The organism is Aquitalea sp. ASV11, from assembly GCF_016429185.1.
GTDB classification, from domain to species: domain Bacteria; phylum Pseudomonadota; class Gammaproteobacteria; order Burkholderiales; family Chromobacteriaceae; genus Aquitalea; species Aquitalea pelogenes.
In genome coordinates this window covers 1-17,991 of the sequence record NZ_JAELUD010000076.1, presented here as the reverse complement: position 1 = coordinate 17,991, position 17,991 = coordinate 1, and the positions used below count along the sequence as shown (strand labels likewise).

Genomic DNA, 17,991 nt, shown 5'->3' with positions numbered 1-17,991 from the left:
GGCGTGGTGTGCTTGTCGACAATGGCCATCTTGATGTGGCGTGCCTCGTCGGTGATGATGCAAAAACGCGTCATTTCACTGGCAGTACCGGCGGTGGTATTGATGGCCACCAGCGGCAGCTGCGGCTTGGCCGACTTGTCCACGCCTTCGTAGTCCTGGATCTTGCCGCCATTGACCGCTACCAGCGCAATGCCCTTGGCACAGTCGTGCGGCGAACCGCCACCCAGCGAAATCACCACATCACATTGTTTTTCCTGCAGCAGCGCGAGGCCCGCATTGACGTTGGCACTGGTCGGGTTGGGATGTACGCCGTCGAAAACGACAGACTGGATATCCGCCGCAGTCAGCAAGGCTGCTACCTTGTCTGCCAGACCGGTCTTGACCAGGCCGGCATCGGTCACGATCAGCGCACGTTTGAAGCCCTGGGCCTGCATGCTGTCGACGGCCTGTTGCAGGCAGCCGGCACCCATCAGGTTGACGGAAGGAATGAAGAAAGCAGTGGTAGCCATGATGATCTCCTTAAGGTGGGGTGGCACAGGCAGCATTGCTTTTGGCAAGCTGCGATCAGGAGAACCGTCCGGTCCTGCCTGCTGCGCCTGTAAGGTTTGACTCCATCTTGGCACTACAGTGGAATGGCATATTGCGGCAGATCAAGTGGATTTGCTTGTAGTCGACACACTACAAAAACCAGCCATAACAAGAGCTTGCCAGCATGCCTGCACGATGGCAGATGCACATGCCGGAACATGGGGGGATAATCGCGCTTTTACCCGCCAGAGACTGCCATGCACATCCTGTCAGCCTGCGATTACCCCACCACGCCGTGGAAAAACGGTGGTGGTACCACGCGTCAGATCCTGATTGCGCCCCCCGCTGCCACGCTGGAAGATTTTGACTACCGCATCAGCATGGCCAGCGTGGCCAGCGATGGCCCTTTTTCATATTTTCCCGGGGTGGATCGCCAGCTATTGCTGCTGGATGGCAAGGGCCTGCTCCTGCAACGCGGCGATGGCAGCAGCAGCCTGCTGCAAATCGACAGCCAGCCACTGGCCTTTGCCGGTGAAGAAGCCATCACCAGCCAGTTGCAGGATGGGCCTGTTACCGACTTCAACGTGATGACCCGTCGCGGCCGTTACCGTCAACAAGCAGAACGTTTGACCGTACAAGGCAAACTGCATGTGCACAGCGATGATGAAGTATTGCTGGTGATGCTGGCTGCCGGCAGCACGCTGGACGTATACCGTGAAGATGGCCGGCACTGCCAGCTGCGGGCACATGATGCGGTGTGGCAGGCGCTGGCCGTGGGCCTCACCCTGTTCAGCGCAGAAGGAGCGGACGTTATCGTGGTAAGGCTCAATCGTCAGGGTGCCGCATGAACTACCTGGCCCACCTGCATCTGGCACCGGACAACCCGGCGACGCGGGTGGGGAATCTCTTGGGTGACTTTCTCAAGCCATCCCGGGCCGGGCACCTGCCCCTCCCCTTGCAACAGGGCATGCTGCTGCACCGGCAGATCGACAGCCATACCGACAGCCACCCGCTGGTGAGGCAAAGCAAGAACCGCATTGCGCCGATACGGCGCCGCTATGCCGGCATTCTGGTGGACATTTTTTACGACCACTTCCTGGCACGGCACTGGACGTCCTTTTCCAGCATGCCACTGGCCGATTTCACCGCGCGCAGCTATGCAGAACTGCAGGCACATCGCCAATGGCTGCCGCCCCGCCTGCTGGAAATCCTGCCGCGCATGCAGGCACAGGACTGGCTGGGGTCGTATGCGGAAACCGAAGGAATCGCCGCCGTGCTGCGCGGCTTTTCCCGCCACCGCATCCAGCGTGACAACCCGGTTGCCAATGGCATTGACGACCTGCTGCAGCAGTACAGCTCACTGGAAGCGGATTTTCTTGCCTTCTATCCGCAACTGCAGCAAGCGGTGGCGCAACGCCTAAGCCTAGCGGTGCAGTAGGTCGGCGTTGTTCTGGATCAGCTCGACAAACAGCTGCTCCACCCCTTCCCACATGATTTGCACCCCCAGACACATCAGGATGAAGGCCGACAGACGCAGGAAGACCACCGAGCCGGTCTGCCCCAGATAGCCCAGCAGCTTGTCGGCGTGGCGATAACACATGTACACCAGTACGGCGAGGGACAATACGGCGGCCAGGCTGGCCATCGGCACCAGCATGTACTTGACCATCGGCTTGCCGGCAACTGACATCGACGCACCCAGGGTGATGGACACCGAAATGGAACCCGGCCCCACTGTCAGCGGGAAAGTCAGCGGATAAAAGGCCCGCTGCTTGAGTTCATCCCGGTTTTCCTGACGAGTTGTTTCGGTAGAAGGCTGATTACCCTCTGCCGGATTGTCATTGAGCATGCGCCAGGCGGCCAGCGAAATCAGCAAACCACCGGACAACTGCACCACCGGCAGCGAAACACCGAAAAACTCCAGCACAAAGCTGCCCACATACATGCTGCCCAGCAGCAGCAAAAAGCAGTACAAGGCAATGCGGCGCGCCAGAAAAGCCCGCTGCTGCTTGCTGTTGCGTGCGGTCATCGAAATGAAAATGGGCACCAGTCCCGGTGGATTGATGATGGGGAGCAAGGCAGCCAGTACAAACAGGTACTTGCTGAAAAAAAGAGACATCAGGGCCATGTTGTTGTTCTCCGGGCAGGTTTGGCCTGCTTGGTGGGGGTGGTGTATCGCGTGTCTTGCATCTTCTCGTGCAGTGCCATGCGCGGCGATTGTAACTTGCCCCTTGTCACTGCACAGCGCCGTCAGACAAAAAATATGCCGAGGCAGGCCGCCAACATGCAAAAGGCCCGGCAGAACCGGGCCTCGTCTGGCGGCAAACGCTTATCAGTCTGCCATCTGTCCGGCCAGTCGCGCCTTCGGCTCGGCACGCTCCAGCTGGGCGTGGGCTTCTGCCAGGGCAATCTTGTCCAGCGCAATCAGCTTGCTGCCATGCTTCCATTTGTAGCCCAGCCACAGGATGAGGAACAGCGGAATGCCGATATAGGTGGCTACCACACCGTTCCAGTCAACCTTGGCACTGGTAAAGGCGGCATAGTTCTGTCCCAGCATGATCAGCATGCACAGTGCAAAGGCAAACAGGGGGCCCAGCGGAAACCAGCGCGCACGATAAGGCAGGTCAGCCAGGCTGTAGCCTTGTTGCACATAGGCGCGGCGGAAACGGTAATGGCAGACCGCAATGCCCAGCCAGGCAATGAAGCCGGTCATGCCGGAAGAATTGAGCAGCCACAGGTAAACCGCATTGCTTTCAAACAGCGAAGAAAGAAAGCACAAGGCTGCCACCAGCGTGGTGGCATACAGCGCATTGCGTGGCACTCCACTGTCCGACAGCTTGCCGAACCAGGCCGGAGCCATCTTGTTGTGTGCCATCACGTACAGCATGCGGGTGGAGGCATACATGCCGGAATTACCGGCCGACAGGATGGCCGACAGGATAACGGCATTCATCAGGCTGGCCGACAAGGCAAGGCCGGCACGGCTGAACACCAGGGTGAACGGGCTGGCGCCCACGTCCTGTACATCGTTCTTCAGCAGCATCGGGTCGTTGTACGGCAGGATGAAACCGATGATCAGGATGGACAGCATGTAGAACATCAGGATGCGCCAGAAAATCTGCTTCACGGCGCGCGGAATGGTTTTGGCCGGGTTGCTGGACTCCCCCGCAGCCACGCCGATCAGCTCGGTACCCTGGAAGGAAAAGCCCACAATCATCGACACGCTGACAAAAGCCGCCATGCCGCCGACAAAGGGGCCGTCACCATGCATGAACACATTCAGGCCAGGCGAATAACGGCTGTTGTCCGGATTGGTCATGATGCCGAAAATCATCATGAAACCGACGATGATGAAGGCAATGATGGTGACCACCTTGAGCATGGAACACCAGAATTCCGCCTCGCCAAAGCCCTTCACCGAGAAATAGTTGAGGGCAAAAATGATGGCGAGGAACAGCGCACTCCACACCACGCCCGGCACGTGCGGGAACCAGTAATGCATCACGATGGCCGCCGCAGCCAGTTCCACCGCAATGGTAACTGCCCAGTTATACCAATAGTTCCAGCCCTGGGCGAAACCGAAGGATGCATCGACAAAGCGCGAACCATATACCTGGAAAGAGCCGGACACCGGCATGAATGCCGCCATTTCCCCCAGGCTGGTCATCAGGAAATACACCATCAGCCCGATCAGGGCATATGACAGCAAGGCCCCGCCCGGCCCGGCCGAGGCTACCGTGGCACCGGATGCCAGAAACAGCCCGGTACCGATGGAGCCGCCAATGGCGATCATGGACAAGTGACGCGCCTGCAGGCTGCGCCGGAGTCCTTCGCCTTCTCTATTGTTTTCCATAAGTCTGTCCTACTGCAGAGTTTACAACTGGTGACGTTTTGCCCGGATCAAATATCAGCAAAACGTGATAATCGAAACCCTACAGGATGTCAGCTCGAGAAAGAATAATCCAGTGCATTTTTGTATTGAATTGTAAGAATATGAATATAGAATTTTCCTTTTGTGACATAAATCAATAATCTGCCTTTGTCTGCTTGTCACATCCCGCTCGCACCAGAGCGGCCGGAACCATGCAGCCCGGCCCGGCCCAAAGCCCTTCCCGCGGTCAGTGCGGCATGCAAGCAACAGCGGCTAAGCTGCGGATGCATAAGTGTTTTTGCCGCCAACACCGCACATACCGCAGCAAATACAGCTTCACTGTTCATTTATGCTGACAAATCAGCCATTTAGCCGTATAATGCGCGCTGCCTCCTTCCGGACCGTTCCCCAAACCGGGGTTTCAATCCGTCTGCCTTGCCTTGGTAACGGCACATTAGCGTGTGTGCTGCCAGTCTTACCTGCTTGGTTATCGATAGAAGCAATCTGTTATCACAGATCATGCGGCGCTCCGTGAGGGACTGCCGCATGGGCTATTGGCCCACCCCGTTACACTGAAAGGAATCGTTAATGTCCAAAGAAGACATGATCGAACTGCAAGGCGTCGTAATTGAAATGCTGCCGGAATCGCGCTTTCGCGTTCGTCTGGACAACAATGTTGAAATCCTGGCCTATGGCTCGGGCAAGATGAAAATGCACCGCATCCGCGTTCTGGTGGGTGACCGTGTGACCGTGGAAATGTCGCCGTACGACCTGACCAAGGGTCGCATCAACTTCCGCCACCCGACCGCACCGGTCGGCGGCCAGGCACCGCAGCACTTCAAGCGTCGCTAAGCAAGCCATCACGTCTCGCGACCTTCAGCCCACCTGAGCAGGTCGCGTAGTCTTTTGCCGCTGCTTAGCGGACACAAGGCCCGCCAAGGCAACAGCATCGCATCACGCATCGCCCGGAATCATTCGCCCCACCCTGGTGGCGACATGCCGGGCGTACGTCATTTCATCCGCTACCCATCCCGCATTATCCCCCTCCGCATAAACACAATTGCATTGCTACCAATGCCATCTTTGCCTGGTTTTCAGTTGAAAACTGCGCAATAAAAATCAAGATATGCTTACAGGAGCCGAACTTTCATGTTTATTTCACTGGAAAGATCGCATGACACCTGCTTAGATTGAGAAATACCCATTGATGTGCGCGCCTGCCATGACCAGCAAACCGCCAAGACAGATCCTGCTCGCAGAAGACAGTAGCAGTCAGCGCAAGCTACTCAAAGCGCTGTGCCTGCAAATTCCCAATGCCGTCATCCATGAAGCTGCCGATGGCACCTGGGCATTCCAGCTCAGCCGCAAGATACCCAAGCTGGACCTGGTAATCACCGACCTGAACATGCCAGGCATGGATGGCATTGAGCTGGTCGAGCAGTTATCGCGTCAGCCGCATATTCCTTCCTTGCTGCTGATCAGCGGGCACTCGCCCGACTTGCTGGCCAATAGCGTGCGCGCCGCCCAGGAACTGGGCTTTACCGGCATTGGCCATCTGGCCAAACCGATTGATGACAATCTGTTCCTGACCGAAATCACCCGCCTGCTGGACTTGCCGCAGGACATCATCGACAACAAGAGCAGCCTGCCGCTGATCGACATCATCACCGGGCTGGCACACAACCAGTTCTGTGCGTTTTATCAGCCCATCTATGACCTGCGCCAGGGCAAGGCCGTGCAGATCGAAGCCCTGGCGCGCTGGCGCCACCCCACCATGGGCATTCTGGGACCCAACCAGTTCATCGGCATGCTGGAACACGAGGGCTTCATTTCACTGCTGACCCACCGTATCGTGCAAACCAGCCTGGACCTGCTGATGCGCGGCCCGGAGACACAGGATTTGCGGCTGTCGATCAATCTGTCGCGCCGCTTGCTGGATGACCGGGAGTTTCTGGACTGGCTGGTGGAACAAGTGGAATCACGCGGGCTCGCATTTGACCGCATCGTGCTGGAAATCACCGAAACCATGGCCTTCACCAATTTCGGCCACACGCTGGCAACCCTGCTGCGCCTGCGCATGCGCGGTTTCGAGTTGTCACTGGATGACTTCGGCACCGGCCACACCACGCTGGAACACATCAAGAACCTGCCGCTGACCGAGCTGAAGTTCGACCGCATCCTGATCAAGGACATCCATCAGGATGCACGCAGCCAGAGCATCATTGCCGGCATGGCCAATATCGCCCGTGAACTGGGCTTGCGCATGGTGGCAGAAGGCATAGACAGCCCGCTGGACCTGGACTACCTGTGCGCGCACCATCCGGATATCGAACTGCAAGGCTTTTTGCTGTGCAAACCGGTTCCGGCGGAAGAACTGGCCAGACACATCTACCCCAGCTGCCAATCCAGCCGTCGCGCCTGATCCTCCGCGGCTACTTCAGTCATTCACCCGGCCACGCAGGGCCTTGATACCGCTGCGCCGGGATTTCCCTTCCAGCCTGCGTTGACGTGAACCATAGGTGGGCCGGGTGGCCAGCCTGGCCTTGGGCTGGTGCGAGACGGCATCCACCATGGCCTGCAGGCGCGACAGCGCATCGTCCCGGTTCAACTCCTGCGTGCGGTGCTGCTGCGCCTTGATGATGATGACCCCATCCTTGCTCACGCGGGCATCAGACATTGCCAGCAGACGCTGCTTGATGTGATCGGGCAGGCTGGAGGCCGTCACGTCAAAACGCAGGTGAATGGCAGAAGACACCTTGTTGACGTTCTGGCCACCAGCACCCTGCGCCCGGATGGCCGTCAGTTCAATCTGCTTCGGATCAAGCGGATAACGACTCACTGCCATCCTTCCCTGCTTCCAGGGCCTGCAACACCTGGGCCGTACTGCGCACCCGACCAAGGCGCGGGAAGATATGCTTGACCGAGAACTGGTGACATTCCAGCACCTGGCAGCTCATGGCATCTTCTGCCAGCACCACCGCATAATTGCGCTCCCAGGCAGAACGGGCAGTGGAATCCACGCCGACATGGGTGGAGATGCCCGCCAGTACAATGGTGCGAACACCGCGACGGCGCAGCTGCAAATCCAGCTCGGTGCCGTAAAAGGCATTCCATTGCCGCTTGATGACCTGGATATCACTGGCAGCCACCTCCAGCTCGGCCGGTTGTTGCAACCAGTTATCCGGCACCGGCGTGACCGGCGGGACCAGATCGGTCGGCAGCTGCAATGCGTCACCACCATCCGCCGACCACCCTACCCGCACCAGTACCACCGGCGCACCGGCAGCACGAAATGCCCTGGCCAGTGCAGCAGAATGTTCCAGTACATGTTCCGTGTCATAAGGCTGTTTGGCAAAACCCAGGATGCCCTGCTGCAAATCAATCAGGATCAGGGCGGTGGTGGCGGGGTCCAGACGTTCCGGCATGGCAATCCTCAAACAGTGACAAGACAGGCTCTGACGATACTACTGCCAGTGCCGCTTCAACAAGAAAAATGGCGAAGCGCCGCAGCGATTCGCCATTCTCCACTACCAGTCCAGCCAGACCGGGTTTGTGTAGCTTATCAGTCCGGCAGGGCGACCTTGCCATCCTTGCTGAACTGGTAGTCCTTGAACACGTGTTCGGCGCTGAGGATCTGGTAACTGCCGTCTTCATTGCGACGGGTCGTATCCTTCAGGCGGTAGGTGTACTGACCGCAGGTCCAGCAATCGAAATTACGCATATGGGTGCACAGACAGGTCTTGTCCATCACCTTGATGCGACGCTCGCCCGGATGGGCTGCCACTTCGCGGTTGTAAGCCTGGATATAGGAACAGCTGCCATTGGCATCCAGCAGATAGCCATAAGCCTCGCAATTGGGGCGAATGCCATCGCCGATGGCCGGGCAGGACTTGATCATGCGCATCGGGTAACCGGTCGGCGACAACTGGTTTACCTCGATGTCGTCCTCGGTGGCCTTGAAGTATTCCTGCTGCACTTTTTCCGGCAGGCCGCATTCGCGGGTAACAGTAAAGCGGGTGGCCACTTGCACGGCACCGGCACCGTTTTCCAGGAAGCCGACTGCATCGCTGCCGGTAAAGATACCACCGGCCGGAATCAGCGGGATATCCAGTTGTTCGGCCTGCATCCAGGCGTGGATTTCAGCCACGATGGTGGCCAGATCGTACTGCGCCCAGTCCATGCCGAAACCCAGATGGCCGCCAGCCAGCGGGCCTTCCACCACCACGTAGTCCGGCAGACGGCCGGTACGGGACGACTTTTTCAGGAACAGCTGCAAGGCGCGCAGGGACGAAACAATGATGCCCAGCTTTACATCACGGAAACGCGGGTGGTCCTCGATCAGCGCAAACGAACCCAGATGCAGGCCCGCGGCCAGGGTGATGCCGTCGATGCCGGCATCCATGGCAGTTTGCATGCGTACGCGCAAGGTTTCCTTGGGCGCATTCATGGTGAGCTTTTCCATGCAGTTGATGAAAATCAGCCCGTCGCCCTTTTTGGCGTCCATGGCGGAGCCCACATGCAGCTTGGTGGCTTCGGCCAGGATGTCCAGGTCGAACTTCACCACCGACTTGTCGGCGTTCTCGACGTTGAATTTGTACTGCTTGAGCTTGTCCTTGACGAACTTGGTGTTGAAGCGACGGTCCGTCACCGTGGGCACCATGGCATCGGAGATATGGCCGATGCCACCCAGACGGGCAGCCTCCAGCGACAGGGCGACGGTGGAAATGTCCACACCCATGCCGCCCACCATGATGGGAACCAGTTCATGCTTGCCCAGACGCAGGCGGAAATCGTCAACACACTTCATTTTGATGCACCTCAGTTTGGCTGGGCGGCATTATCCCCCATCCTCCGCCACAAAATCCACTTTTCTAGAGTTTTTGCTCACACCCAAGGTAAGTGGTGCAGGACAGCGGCAATGCAGGACCGGCACGCAAGCATCCACATGCAGGATAAACCGGCTTTGTTACGCCAAGTGCATGGCTGACCCGGATCAGAGCGGAAGCTGATGGCGGCTGTCCTTCAGGGTTTTCATCACGATGTGCGAGCAGATATCGCGCATGCCCGGCACCTTGTTCAGCCGCTCCACGATAAAGTCCGAAAACGCCGCCAGATTACGGCAACGCAGCTGCAGGATGTAATTGCACGGCCCGGTCACCACATAGGCAGCCGTTACTTCCTCAAAGGCCTGCATCTGCTGCAGGAACTCGCCATGCCAATCGTCCCGGCTGCGGTCCAGCGTCACCTGCACAATGGCTTCCAGCTCGAAGCCCAGCGCCACCGCATCCAGCTCGGCACGGTAGGCGCGGATCAGGCCCTCCTCTTCCAGCGCCCTGACGCGACGCAGGCAGGCCGATGGCGACAGCGCCACCTGGTCGGCCAGGTCCTGATTGCTCAGCCGGCCATCATCCTGCAAGGCGCGCAGAATGCGCAGATCAATTGCGTCCAGTTGCATTTGCACGTTTCTTTCATTACCAATCAACTAATTCGAATAATCTGCAAAATATCAGCAACCAGCAAGCAGAACTTGCAATTATTCACAATAACACCAGTGCTAACATGATGTTTACCCCCACCAAGGAGAGAACACCATGCTGACGCGTGAACACTGCCTGGCCGCCGATGCCAGCGACGAACTGGCCAGCCTGCGCCAGCAATTCAGCCTGCCGGAGCATGTCATCTATCTGGATGGCAACTCGCTGGGCGTACTGCCTCGCTCTGCGGAAGAGCGCAGCCTGCAAGTGCTGCGCGAAGAATGGGGCGAAGGACTGATCCGCAGCTGGAACACGGCCGGCTGGTTCGAGCTACCGCGTCGGCTGGGCAACAAGCTGGCGGGGCTGATCGGCGCTGGCAGCGACGAAGTGGTAATCACCGACACCACCTCGCTCAACCTGTTCAAGGCACTGGCTGCCGCCATCCGCATCCAGCAGCAAGTCGCTCCGCAGCGCAAGGTGATCGTGTCCGAGCGCGACAACTTCCCCACCGACCTGTACATGATCCAGGGCATGATGGACCTGCTGCAGCAAGGTTATGAAATGCGGCTGATCGACGACAGGCTGTCGCTGGAACAGGCACTGGACGAGGACGTGGCGGTGCTGCTGCTGTCGCACGTCAATTACCGTACCGGCGCCATGCATGACATGGCGGCAGTGACGGCTCTGGCACACCGTCATGGCGCCCTTACCATCTGGGACCTGGCCCACGCCGCCGGGGCGGTACCGGTGGACTTGAATGCCAGCGAGGCCGACTTTGCCGTGGGTTGTACTTATAAATACCTGAATGGCGGACCGGGCTCCCCAGCCTTCATCTGGGTGGCGGCACGCCATCAGGACCGCTTCTGGCAACCGCTATCCGGCTGGTGGGGGCACTCTCGTCCGTTTGACATGGCAGTGGACTACCAGCCTGCCCAAGGCATACGCCGTTTTCTGTGCGGCACCCAGCCCATCCTGTCGATGTCGCTGGTGGAGTGCGGACTGGATGCCACCTTGCAAACCAGCATGACGGCACTGCGGCAAAAGTCGCTGGCGCTGACCGACCTGTTCATCCAGCTGGTGGAACAGCGCTGCAGCCAGCATCCGCTGACGCTGATCACCCCGCGGAATCACGCACAGCGCGGCAGCCATGTCAGCTATCGTCACCCGCAAGGCTATGCGGTGATGCAGGCGCTGATCGCCCGTGGGGTGATTGGCGACTACCGCGAACCGGAAGTGCTACGCTTTGGCATCACCCCGCTCTACCTGCGCCATGTTGACGTGTGGGACGCCGTGGAAACCCTGCGCGACATTCTGGATGGCGCCAGCTGGGATCAGCCGCAGTTCCGGCAGCGCCATGCGGTGACCTGACTCCCTGCCCGTGCGCACAAAAAAAGCCACCCCACAGGGTGGCTTTTAGGCTGCTGAGAAAGTGAGTTGGTTCGATTGCACTGGCCCCGGCAAAGCCGGGCCTTTCGACTAAGTAACTTAGTCCGCAGCCTTCCTTTTATTCCCAATCCCCCACCCTTTCCCTGCCAATAGAAGAGAAGAAGTGAGCCTCGCTTTCTTTTCAGAAAGCGAGAGGGACTTGTCAATAATCTGAAAAACCGCTCAGCCACGCAGGCGGCGCAGCACTTCTTCCTTGCCGATCAGCGCCAGTACCGCATCCACCGACGGAGTCTGGGTGGTGCCACACACCAGCACGCGCAGCGGCATGCCCAGCTGGCCCATCTTGATGCCTTCTTCGGCGCAGAACGGCTTGAACAGTTCGTGGATGCTTTCTGCCGTCCAGCTGTCCAGCGCTGCCAGCTTGTCGGCAAAACGGCCCATGCGAGCCACGGCGTCGCCAGCCAGGTGCTTTTCCACGTCGGCAGCAGCGGCTTCACGCTTCTTGTAGAAGTAATCCACTTCCACAGCCAGCGCGTTCAGGTCCTGGATGCGCTCTTTCACCAGCGCAATCACGTCCTCGATGGCCGGGCCGGTGCTGGTATCCACACCGGCGGCAGCCAGACGCGGGGCAATCAGCGCTGCCAGGCGGCTGTTATCGGCCGCCTTGATGTGCTGGGCATTCAGCCACAGGAATTTTTCCTGATTGAAACGGCTGGCCGAGGCGCTGACCGCTTCCAGGCTGAACCATTCGACAAACTGCTTCATGTCGAAGAATTCATCATCGCCATGGCCCCAGCCCAGACGGGCCAGGTAGTTGAGCAGCGCTTCCGGCAGGATGCCCTTGTCGGCGTAGTCCACCACACTCACCGCGTCGCGGCGCTTGGACATCTTCTGGCCGTCCTCATTCAGGATCATCGGCAGATGGCCATACACCGGCAGCGGCGCATTCAGCGCCTTCAGGATGTTGATCTGGCGCGGGGTGTTGTTGACGTGGTCGTCACCGCGGATCACGTGGGTGATCTGCATATCCCAGTCGTCCACCACCACGCAGAAGTTGTAGGTGGGGCTGCCATCCGGGCGGGCGATGATCAGGTCGTCCAGCTCGGTATTGGAGAATTCGATACGGCCCTTTACCGCGTCGTCCCATGCCACAGTGCCATCCAGCGGGGTGCGGAAGCGGATTACCGGCTCCATATCAGCCGGAATGGCCGGCAGGGTCTTGCCCTCTTCCGGACGCCAGCGGCGGTCGTAACGCGGCTTTTCACCCTTGGCTTCCTGCTCGGCGCGCATGGCTTCCAGCTCTTCCTTGCTGCAATAGCAGCGATAGGCATGGCCGGATTCCAGCAGCTGCTGGATCACTTCCTTGTAGCGGTCGAAACGCTGGGTCTGGTAGAACGGACCTTCGTCATAATCCAGGCCTACCCAGTGCATGCCGTCCATGATGGCCTTGACCGACTCCGGCGTGGAGCGTTCAAGGTCGGTGTCCTCGATGCGCAGCACGAAAACGCCGTTGTTCTTGCGGGCATAAGCCCAGGAAAAGAGTGCGGTACGCACGCCACCAATATGCAGATAGCCGGTGGGGCTGGGGGCAAAGCGGGTACGGATCATGATGGAATGAGGTCCAGCCGGATGAAGAAAGGCGCTATTGTACGCCGCCAACAAAACAGCCCGCAAATGCGGGCTCAGATTATTGGCCAAGCCCTCTCGCTTAGCAGATAAGCAGAGGGCTGGGGAACAGATCAGATCAGCGCGCTGACCACCGGCAACACATGGGCGGGCAGCATCTGCGCCATCAGCCAGAACGCCGTACCGGCCAGCATGGCCGCCATGCCGCAGTTGAAGGCACGCAAGCGCCGTGGCGAGGCCAGCCAGCGACGGATGGCCACGCCACTTCCCGCCCACAGTGCAATGCAGGGCAGGCCCACCGCAAAGGTGATGAGGGAAAACAACAGGCCGGCAGCCAGCGGGTCCATATGCTTGGGCAAGAACACCACCGCGATATTGAAACCCATCAGCCACACCTTGGGGTTAAGCCAGTTGAACAGCAAGCCGCCCGTAAAGCCCATCGGGGCCGCCGCACCATCCGCCTTGTCTACCGCGCCGGCCCGCGCCATGCCCCAGGACAGCCACAACAGATAACTGCAACCGGCCAGTGCCAGATACAACTGCACGCTGCTGATCAGCCCTGCCACCTGCCCCAGAAACACCGTCATCAGGCCGATTTGCACGGCCAGCCCCAGCGCCATGCCCAGCAAGGCCGGCAGCGTGCGGCTAAAGCCATAATTGACGCCGGACGAGGCCAGCACCAGGTTGTTGGGGCCGGGGGTAATGGACATCACCAACAGATAGGTGACCAGGGCGACAAGATTCATGACAACTCCAGAGCAGTGCTGGCGGTGGACAGGCTTGCCGCATTCCGGCTTGTGGCCCGACAGGCAAACCCTGCCACCGCACCATGTTTTTGATGCGGTCATGGTACGCAAAGTGACTGGACAATAACAGATTCAGAAAAATACAATTGAGACCATAACAGTTATGCAATCCCCAAACTGTTATGGTCCACTTTGCCAAAAACTGTGCCGGACAGCCGTCCGCCGCCCAAGGAATGCACCATGAATCAGGAGCCGCTCTACCAACAGCTGGTCAATGAATGGATCACATTGATCCAGAACGGCGTAATGCAGGCTGGCGAACGGCTGCCTTCGGTGCGCAAGGCCTGCGATATTCACAAGGTCAGTCCGTCCACCATTCTGCTGGCCTATCGCACGCTGGAAGACCGTGGCTTCATCGAGGCTCGGCCGCAATCCGGCTTTTATGTCAAAGCTGCCGCCAGCCTGCCGCTGCCACGCATGCGCCGCCAGAGCGAGGCAGCGCCCACCGGCGAGGTGGTGGACCATATCGAAGCGGTGATGCGGGTACAAACCTCGGCTGATTTCATCGACCTGTCGCTGGCCAGCCCGCGCGGCAGCGACTTCTACCCCACCACCCGCTTCAAGCACATCATGGGGCGCTTGCTGCGCCAGCAACCGGAGCTGACCACCGACTACCCCTTCCCGCCCGGCTCGGCCCGCTTGCGCCGCCAGATTGCCCAGCGCGCCGTCAGCTGGGGTTGCGTGCTGGCACCGGACGACATCGTCATCACCAATGGTTGTTCCGAAGCGCTGCAACTGGCCTTGCGCGCCGTGTGCAAGCCGGGTGATACGGTGGGGCTGGAATCGCCCACCTATTTCTACCTGCTGCCGCTGCTGAAAAGCCTGGGGCTGTCGGTAATCGAAATCCCCACCCACCCCAATAGCGGGCTGTCGCTGGATGCGCTGGAATTGCTGCTGTCGGAAAAACGGCTGCAAGCCATCGTGGCCATGCCCACCGTACATAATCCGCTGGGCAGCACCATGCCGCCGGAAGCCAAGCGCCGGCTGGCGCAGCTGGTGAACGACTACCACATCCCGCTGATCGAGGATGCACCACACGCCGACCTGCACTACGGCAGTCAGACGCCGGACGCGGTAAAGGCCTTCGACCGCGATGGCTGGGTGCTGCTGTGTTCCAGCTACAGCAAGACATTGGCCCCCGGCTTCCGCATTGGCTGGATTGCCGCCGGGCGCTTTGCCCGCGAGGTATTGCAGCTGAAGTGCGCCAGCTCGCTGGGTCAGCCACGGCTGCTGGAAGAAACCCTGGCCGAGTATCTGGAAAGCGGCGGTTACGACCACCACTTGCGGCTGATCCGCCGCCATTTCATGAGCCAGATGGAACGACTGCGCGGCACCGTCGCCAGCCGCTTTCCCCAAGGCACCCGCGCCACCCTGCCCTCCGGCGGCTGCCTGTTGTGGGTGGAGCTGCCTTCCGGGGTGGACACGCTGGAGCTGTTCCACGCCGCGCTGGCCGAACGTATTACCGTAGTGCCCGGCGTGATGTATTCGGCACGTGGCCGCTACCGCAACTGCCTGCGGCTGTCCTGCTGCTATCCGTGGAATGAAGCTTACGAACGGGCGCTGATACGGGTGGGTGAGCTGGCCTCAGGCATGGGGGCCAGCCTGGGAGAAAACGGCCTGGTGACACTGGGGGACTGATCCCTCAGCATGTCTGATCCTGATCAGAGCCTGTTGCCCACCGCATGGCCAAGCGGCCCGGCCCGGTGTCGGACAATTGTCGCTGCGGGATGAATCGACTATGCTCGGAACACCCCGGACGCCTTGGCAGCCCGGCCGACACCCCCGAAACACCCCATAGCAGCGAGTGATGACCCCATGTGCCAGCTATTAGGCATGAATTGCAACACCCCCACCGACATCCTGTTTTCCTTTGAAGGCTTCCACCGCCGTGGCGGCCTCACCGACCACCATGCCGATGGCTGGGGCATTGCCTTCTTTGAAGGCAAGGGTTGCCGTATCTTTCTGGACGACAAGCCCTCGGTGGAATCTGCCGTCGCCCATCTGGTGCGCAATTACCCGATCAAGTCGCAAAACGTCATCGCCCACATCCGCAAGGCCACCCAGGGCGAGGTGAATCTGGCCAATACCCACCCCTTCATGCGCGAGATGTGGGGCCAGTACTGGATTTTCGCCCACAATGGCGACCTGAAAACCTTCCAGCCCGAAGCCGGCTGCCACTTCAACCCGGTTGGCACCACCGATTCGGAACGCGCCTTTTGCTACCTTATGGAGCAGCTGCGCAGCAAGTGGTGCAGCGCGCCGCAGCTGGATGAGCTGTTTGCCGAAATCGACCGGCTGGCCGCCCAAATCCGCCAGCATGGCGTGTTCAACTTCATGCTGAGCAATGGCGAAGTACTGTTTGCCCACTGCGCCACCAATCTGCACTACATCATCCGCCAGGCGCCGTTCAACAAGGCCCATCTGGTGGACGACGATGTGACCGTGGATTTTTCCACCGTCACCACGCCGTACGACCGCGTGGCAGTGGTGGCCACCCAGCCGCTGACCGACAATGAAAGCTGGACCCAGCTACAGCCCGGCCAGCTGTTGCTGTTTCGTGACGGCGCACCCCTGCTGACCAGCGGCAACTGAAGACAAGGGGTTGATCGCAATGCTCGGCCGTTTCCAGTGGAAACGGCTTTTTCGTTTGCGGCCCATGACTTCCGCGTTATGCTGTTTGAAAGGCCACTTCTGCAAGATGGATAACAATAGCGCCACCGGAGAGACATCATGAGCCGTTTTGACTTCAGCCATCCGCCCTTCGACACCCTGACGCCCGGCGAACAGCAAACACTGGAAAAACACGCCGACATCCAGTTTTTTGCCGAGGAGGAATGCCTGCTTGGCCCCAGCGACAAGGTGGAAGCCCTGTACGTGGTGCTCAAGGGCAGCGTGCGCGAAATGGCAGGCGACGAAGTCATCACCCTCTACCGCGAACGCGACACCTTCGACGCCCGTGCCATGGTGGCCGGGCAGACGCCGCACCGCTTTGTGGTGCATGAAGAAGCCTTGCTCTACACCCTGCCACGCGACGTGGTACTGGCATTGACCGAACAGAACCCGCGTTTTGGCGCGTACTTTTATGCCAGCGTGTCGGAAAAATTCGGCAGCATGGCGCAGCGTGCCGGCAACCGCGAACTGCAAACCCTGCTCACCGCCACGGTGCGCGACGTCGGCAGCCGCACCCCGGTATTCGTGGACGGCAGCACCAGCGTGCGCGAAGCCGCGCGGGTGATGAAGGACAAGAAGGTCAAATCGGTACTGGTACGCGATGAAGGCAAGCTGGGCATTTTCACCACCACCGATTTTCGCGACATCGTGCTGAACGAGGTTCCCAGCAGTACACCACTTGCCACCCTCTGCCGCTTCGAACTGCTCACCGTGGATGTGGGTGACTTCCTGTTCAACGCCTTGCTGATCATGACCCGGCGCAATATCCGCCGCCTGGTGGTCACCGACAATGGCGAAGCGATTGGCATTTTGTCGCAGGTGGACATCCTGTCCTACTTCTCCAACCACTCGCACCTGATTGCGCAGCGGCTGGAGCGCGCCGACACGCTGGATGAGCTGGCAGAAATCGCCGGGCAGATCACCCGTCTGGTGCAAATCCTGTTCAGCCACGGTGTGAAAGCACCACAACTTGGACGGCTGGTGCAAACGCTCAATGCCCGGCTGTTCTCCCGCACCTGGCAGCTATTGGCCCCGGCAGAAGTGCAGGACAACAGCTGCCTGCTGGTAATGGGTTCGGAAGGCCGTGGCGAGCAGATTCTCAAGACCGATCAGGACAATGCGCTGATCCTGCGCAACGGCTTCAACCACCCGGAGCTGCCCGCCATCTGCGAAGCCTTTTCCGCCGCACTGGCCCGTTTTGGCTACCCGCCCTGCCAGGGCCAGATCATGGTCAACAATGCCGCCTGGCGGCTGACCGAAAGCCAGCTGCAACAGCAGATTCACCAATGGGTGTACCAGCCGGACGGTGCCGCGCTGATGAACCTGGCCATTTACGTGGATGCCGAAGCCGTCGCCGGCGATGCCAGCCTGCTGGAACGCAGCCATGCCTATTTGCTGCAACAGCTACGCGACGATGCCAGCTTTTTCTCCCGCTTTGCCCGCGCCATCGAACAGTTCGACACCCCTTTGGGGCTGTTCTCCCACCTGCTCACCAAGGAGCGTAACGGCAAGGCCATGCTGGACCTGAAAAAAGGCGGCATTTTCCCGCTGGTGCATGGCGTGCGCTCACTCTCGCTGGAACACGGAATCAGCCAGTGCAACACCTTCGACCGGCTGCACGCACTGGCCG

17 protein-coding genes are annotated in these 17,991 nt (G+C 59.6%); 8 read left to right on the top strand and 9 right to left on the bottom strand.

Features of this window, described 5'->3' with window-relative positions:
- Positions 1 to 509 (bottom strand): iron-containing alcohol dehydrogenase (locus JHD62_RS18290; RefSeq protein ID WP_199104100.1); only part of this gene is annotated, 509 nt, incomplete at its 3' end.
- A gap of 276 nt (positions 510 to 785) precedes the next feature.
- On the opposite strand from JHD62_RS18290, the gene JHD62_RS18285 reads away from it, so the two are divergent.
- Both JHD62_RS18285 and JHD62_RS18280 read left to right on the top strand, forming a co-directional pair.
- On the top strand, positions 786 to 1,376 hold the full coding sequence (locus JHD62_RS18285) for a HutD family protein (protein WP_199104099.1): 591 nt from the start codon (positions 786 to 788) through the stop codon (positions 1,374 to 1,376).
- Positions 1,373 to 1,966: an ACP phosphodiesterase gene (locus JHD62_RS18280; RefSeq protein WP_199104098.1), complete on the top strand. Its 594-nt coding sequence runs from the start codon at positions 1,373 to 1,375 to the stop codon at positions 1,964 to 1,966. The genes JHD62_RS18285 and JHD62_RS18280 overlap by 4 nt, the downstream gene beginning before the upstream one ends.
- Here the strand turns inward: JHD62_RS18280 and JHD62_RS18275 are convergent.
- Both JHD62_RS18275 and JHD62_RS18270 read right to left on the bottom strand, forming a co-directional pair.
- On the bottom strand, positions 1,952 to 2,656 hold the full coding sequence (locus JHD62_RS18275) for a MarC family protein (RefSeq protein WP_199104097.1): 705 nt from the start codon (positions 2,654 to 2,656) through the stop codon (positions 1,952 to 1,954). The genes JHD62_RS18280 and JHD62_RS18275 overlap by 15 nt on opposite strands.
- Positions 2,657 to 2,860: 204 nt before the next feature.
- Complete coding sequence (locus JHD62_RS18270) at positions 2,861 to 4,381, bottom strand: amino acid permease (protein ID WP_199104096.1); 1,521 nt, start codon at positions 4,379 to 4,381, stop codon at positions 2,861 to 2,863.
- A gap of 606 nt (positions 4,382 to 4,987) precedes the next feature.
- Here JHD62_RS18270 and infA point away from each other — a divergent pair.
- Together infA and JHD62_RS18260 are read left to right on the top strand one after the other, a co-directional pair.
- Positions 4,988 to 5,251: a translation initiation factor IF-1 gene (infA, locus tag JHD62_RS18265; RefSeq protein ID WP_045845245.1), complete on the top strand. Its 264-nt coding sequence runs from the start codon at positions 4,988 to 4,990 to the stop codon at positions 5,249 to 5,251.
- Positions 5,252 to 5,621: 370 nt separating this feature from the next.
- Entirely contained in the window at positions 5,622 to 6,821 is a 1,200-nt protein-coding gene (locus tag JHD62_RS18260; protein ID WP_062789989.1) for an EAL domain-containing protein, read from the top strand.
- A gap of 15 nt (positions 6,822 to 6,836) precedes the next feature.
- On the opposite strand, the gene arfB is transcribed toward JHD62_RS18260, so the two are convergent.
- The 4 genes from arfB to JHD62_RS18240 all read right to left on the bottom strand — a co-directional run bounded on the left by arfB (position 6,837) and on the right by JHD62_RS18240 (position 9,854).
- Positions 6,837 to 7,238 (bottom strand): alternative ribosome rescue aminoacyl-tRNA hydrolase ArfB, encoded by a 402-nt coding sequence (gene arfB / locus JHD62_RS18255; protein WP_370541086.1) that lies wholly within the window; start codon positions 7,236 to 7,238, stop codon positions 6,837 to 6,839.
- Complete coding sequence (locus JHD62_RS18250; RefSeq protein WP_199104094.1) at positions 7,219 to 7,824, bottom strand: hydrolase; 606 nt, start codon at positions 7,822 to 7,824, stop codon at positions 7,219 to 7,221. The genes arfB and JHD62_RS18250 overlap by 20 nt, the downstream gene beginning before the upstream one ends.
- Before the next feature lie 137 nt (positions 7,825 to 7,961).
- The gene (locus tag JHD62_RS18245; protein ID WP_199104093.1) at positions 7,962 to 9,206 is read right to left on the bottom strand and encodes a nitronate monooxygenase; all 1,245 of its coding nucleotides are present in this window, start codon (positions 9,204 to 9,206) and stop codon (positions 7,962 to 7,964) included.
- Positions 9,207 to 9,392: 186 nt separating this feature from the next.
- Entirely contained in the window at positions 9,393 to 9,854 is a 462-nt protein-coding gene (locus JHD62_RS18240) for an Lrp/AsnC family transcriptional regulator (RefSeq protein WP_045845250.1), read from the bottom strand.
- Between the two features lie 136 nt (positions 9,855 to 9,990).
- Here JHD62_RS18240 and kynU point away from each other — a divergent pair, with 136 nt between their 5' ends.
- Entirely contained in the window at positions 9,991 to 11,241 is a 1,251-nt protein-coding gene (kynU, locus tag JHD62_RS18235) for a kynureninase (protein ID WP_199104092.1), read from the top strand.
- A gap of 240 nt (positions 11,242 to 11,481) precedes the next feature.
- On the opposite strand, the gene gltX is transcribed toward kynU, so the two are convergent.
- Together gltX and JHD62_RS18225 are read right to left on the bottom strand one after the other, a co-directional pair.
- Positions 11,482 to 12,867, bottom strand: a complete 1,386-nt coding sequence (gene gltX, locus JHD62_RS18230) for a glutamate--tRNA ligase (protein WP_199104091.1) — start codon at positions 12,865 to 12,867, stop codon at positions 11,482 to 11,484.
- 131 nt (positions 12,868 to 12,998) lie between these two features.
- Positions 12,999 to 13,631, bottom strand: coding sequence for a LysE family translocator (locus JHD62_RS18225; protein WP_199104090.1), 633 nt, complete (start codon positions 13,629 to 13,631; stop codon positions 12,999 to 13,001).
- A gap of 240 nt (positions 13,632 to 13,871) precedes the next feature.
- Here JHD62_RS18225 and JHD62_RS18220 point away from each other — a divergent pair, with 240 nt between their 5' ends.
- From JHD62_RS18220 to JHD62_RS18210, 3 genes are all read left to right on the top strand, one after another.
- Complete coding sequence (locus JHD62_RS18220; protein WP_199104089.1) at positions 13,872 to 15,329, top strand: PLP-dependent aminotransferase family protein; 1,458 nt, start codon at positions 13,872 to 13,874, stop codon at positions 15,327 to 15,329.
- 177 nt (positions 15,330 to 15,506) lie between these two features.
- A complete protein-coding gene (locus tag JHD62_RS18215) occupies positions 15,507 to 16,283 on the top strand; it encodes a class II glutamine amidotransferase (RefSeq protein WP_199104088.1) in 777 nt (258 codons plus the stop codon).
- Between the two features lie 138 nt (positions 16,284 to 16,421).
- A partial coding sequence (locus tag JHD62_RS18210; RefSeq protein ID WP_199104087.1) for a DUF294 nucleotidyltransferase-like domain-containing protein occupies positions 16,422 to 17,991 on the top strand: 1,570 nt, incomplete at its 3' end.

What these genes read in the sequence shown, in the direction of transcription:
- JHD62_RS18285 (WP_199104099.1), top strand. Translation starts at nt 786, where the DNA reads ATGCACATCCTGTCAGCCTGCGATTACCCCACCACGCCGTGGAAAAAC.
- JHD62_RS18280 (WP_199104098.1), top strand. Translation starts at nt 1,373, where the DNA reads ATGAACTACCTGGCCCACCTGCATCTGGCACCGGACAACCCGGCGACG.
- JHD62_RS18275 (WP_199104097.1), bottom strand. Translation starts at nt 2,656, where the DNA reads ATGGCCCTGATGTCTCTTTTTTTCAGCAAGTACCTGTTTGTACTGGCT.
- JHD62_RS18270 (WP_199104096.1), bottom strand. Translation starts at nt 4,381, where the DNA reads ATGGAAAACAATAGAGAAGGCGAAGGACTCCGGCGCAGCCTGCAGGCG.
- infA (WP_045845245.1), top strand. Translation starts at nt 4,988, where the DNA reads ATGTCCAAAGAAGACATGATCGAACTGCAAGGCGTCGTAATTGAAATG.
- JHD62_RS18260 (WP_062789989.1), top strand. Translation starts at nt 5,622, where the DNA reads ATGACCAGCAAACCGCCAAGACAGATCCTGCTCGCAGAAGACAGTAGC.
- JHD62_RS18250 (WP_199104094.1), bottom strand. Translation starts at nt 7,824, where the DNA reads ATGCCGGAACGTCTGGACCCCGCCACCACCGCCCTGATCCTGATTGAT.
- JHD62_RS18245 (WP_199104093.1), bottom strand. Translation starts at nt 9,206, where the DNA reads ATGAAGTGTGTTGACGATTTCCGCCTGCGTCTGGGCAAGCATGAACTG.
- JHD62_RS18240 (WP_045845250.1), bottom strand. Translation starts at nt 9,854, where the DNA reads ATGCAACTGGACGCAATTGATCTGCGCATTCTGCGCGCCTTGCAGGAT.
- kynU (WP_199104092.1), top strand. Translation starts at nt 9,991, where the DNA reads ATGCTGACGCGTGAACACTGCCTGGCCGCCGATGCCAGCGACGAACTG.
- gltX (WP_199104091.1), bottom strand. Translation starts at nt 12,867, where the DNA reads ATGATCCGTACCCGCTTTGCCCCCAGCCCCACCGGCTATCTGCATATT.
- JHD62_RS18225 (WP_199104090.1), bottom strand. Translation starts at nt 13,631, where the DNA reads ATGAATCTTGTCGCCCTGGTCACCTATCTGTTGGTGATGTCCATTACC.
- JHD62_RS18220 (WP_199104089.1), top strand. Translation starts at nt 13,872, where the DNA reads ATGAATCAGGAGCCGCTCTACCAACAGCTGGTCAATGAATGGATCACA.
- JHD62_RS18215 (WP_199104088.1), top strand. Translation starts at nt 15,507, where the DNA reads ATGTGCCAGCTATTAGGCATGAATTGCAACACCCCCACCGACATCCTG.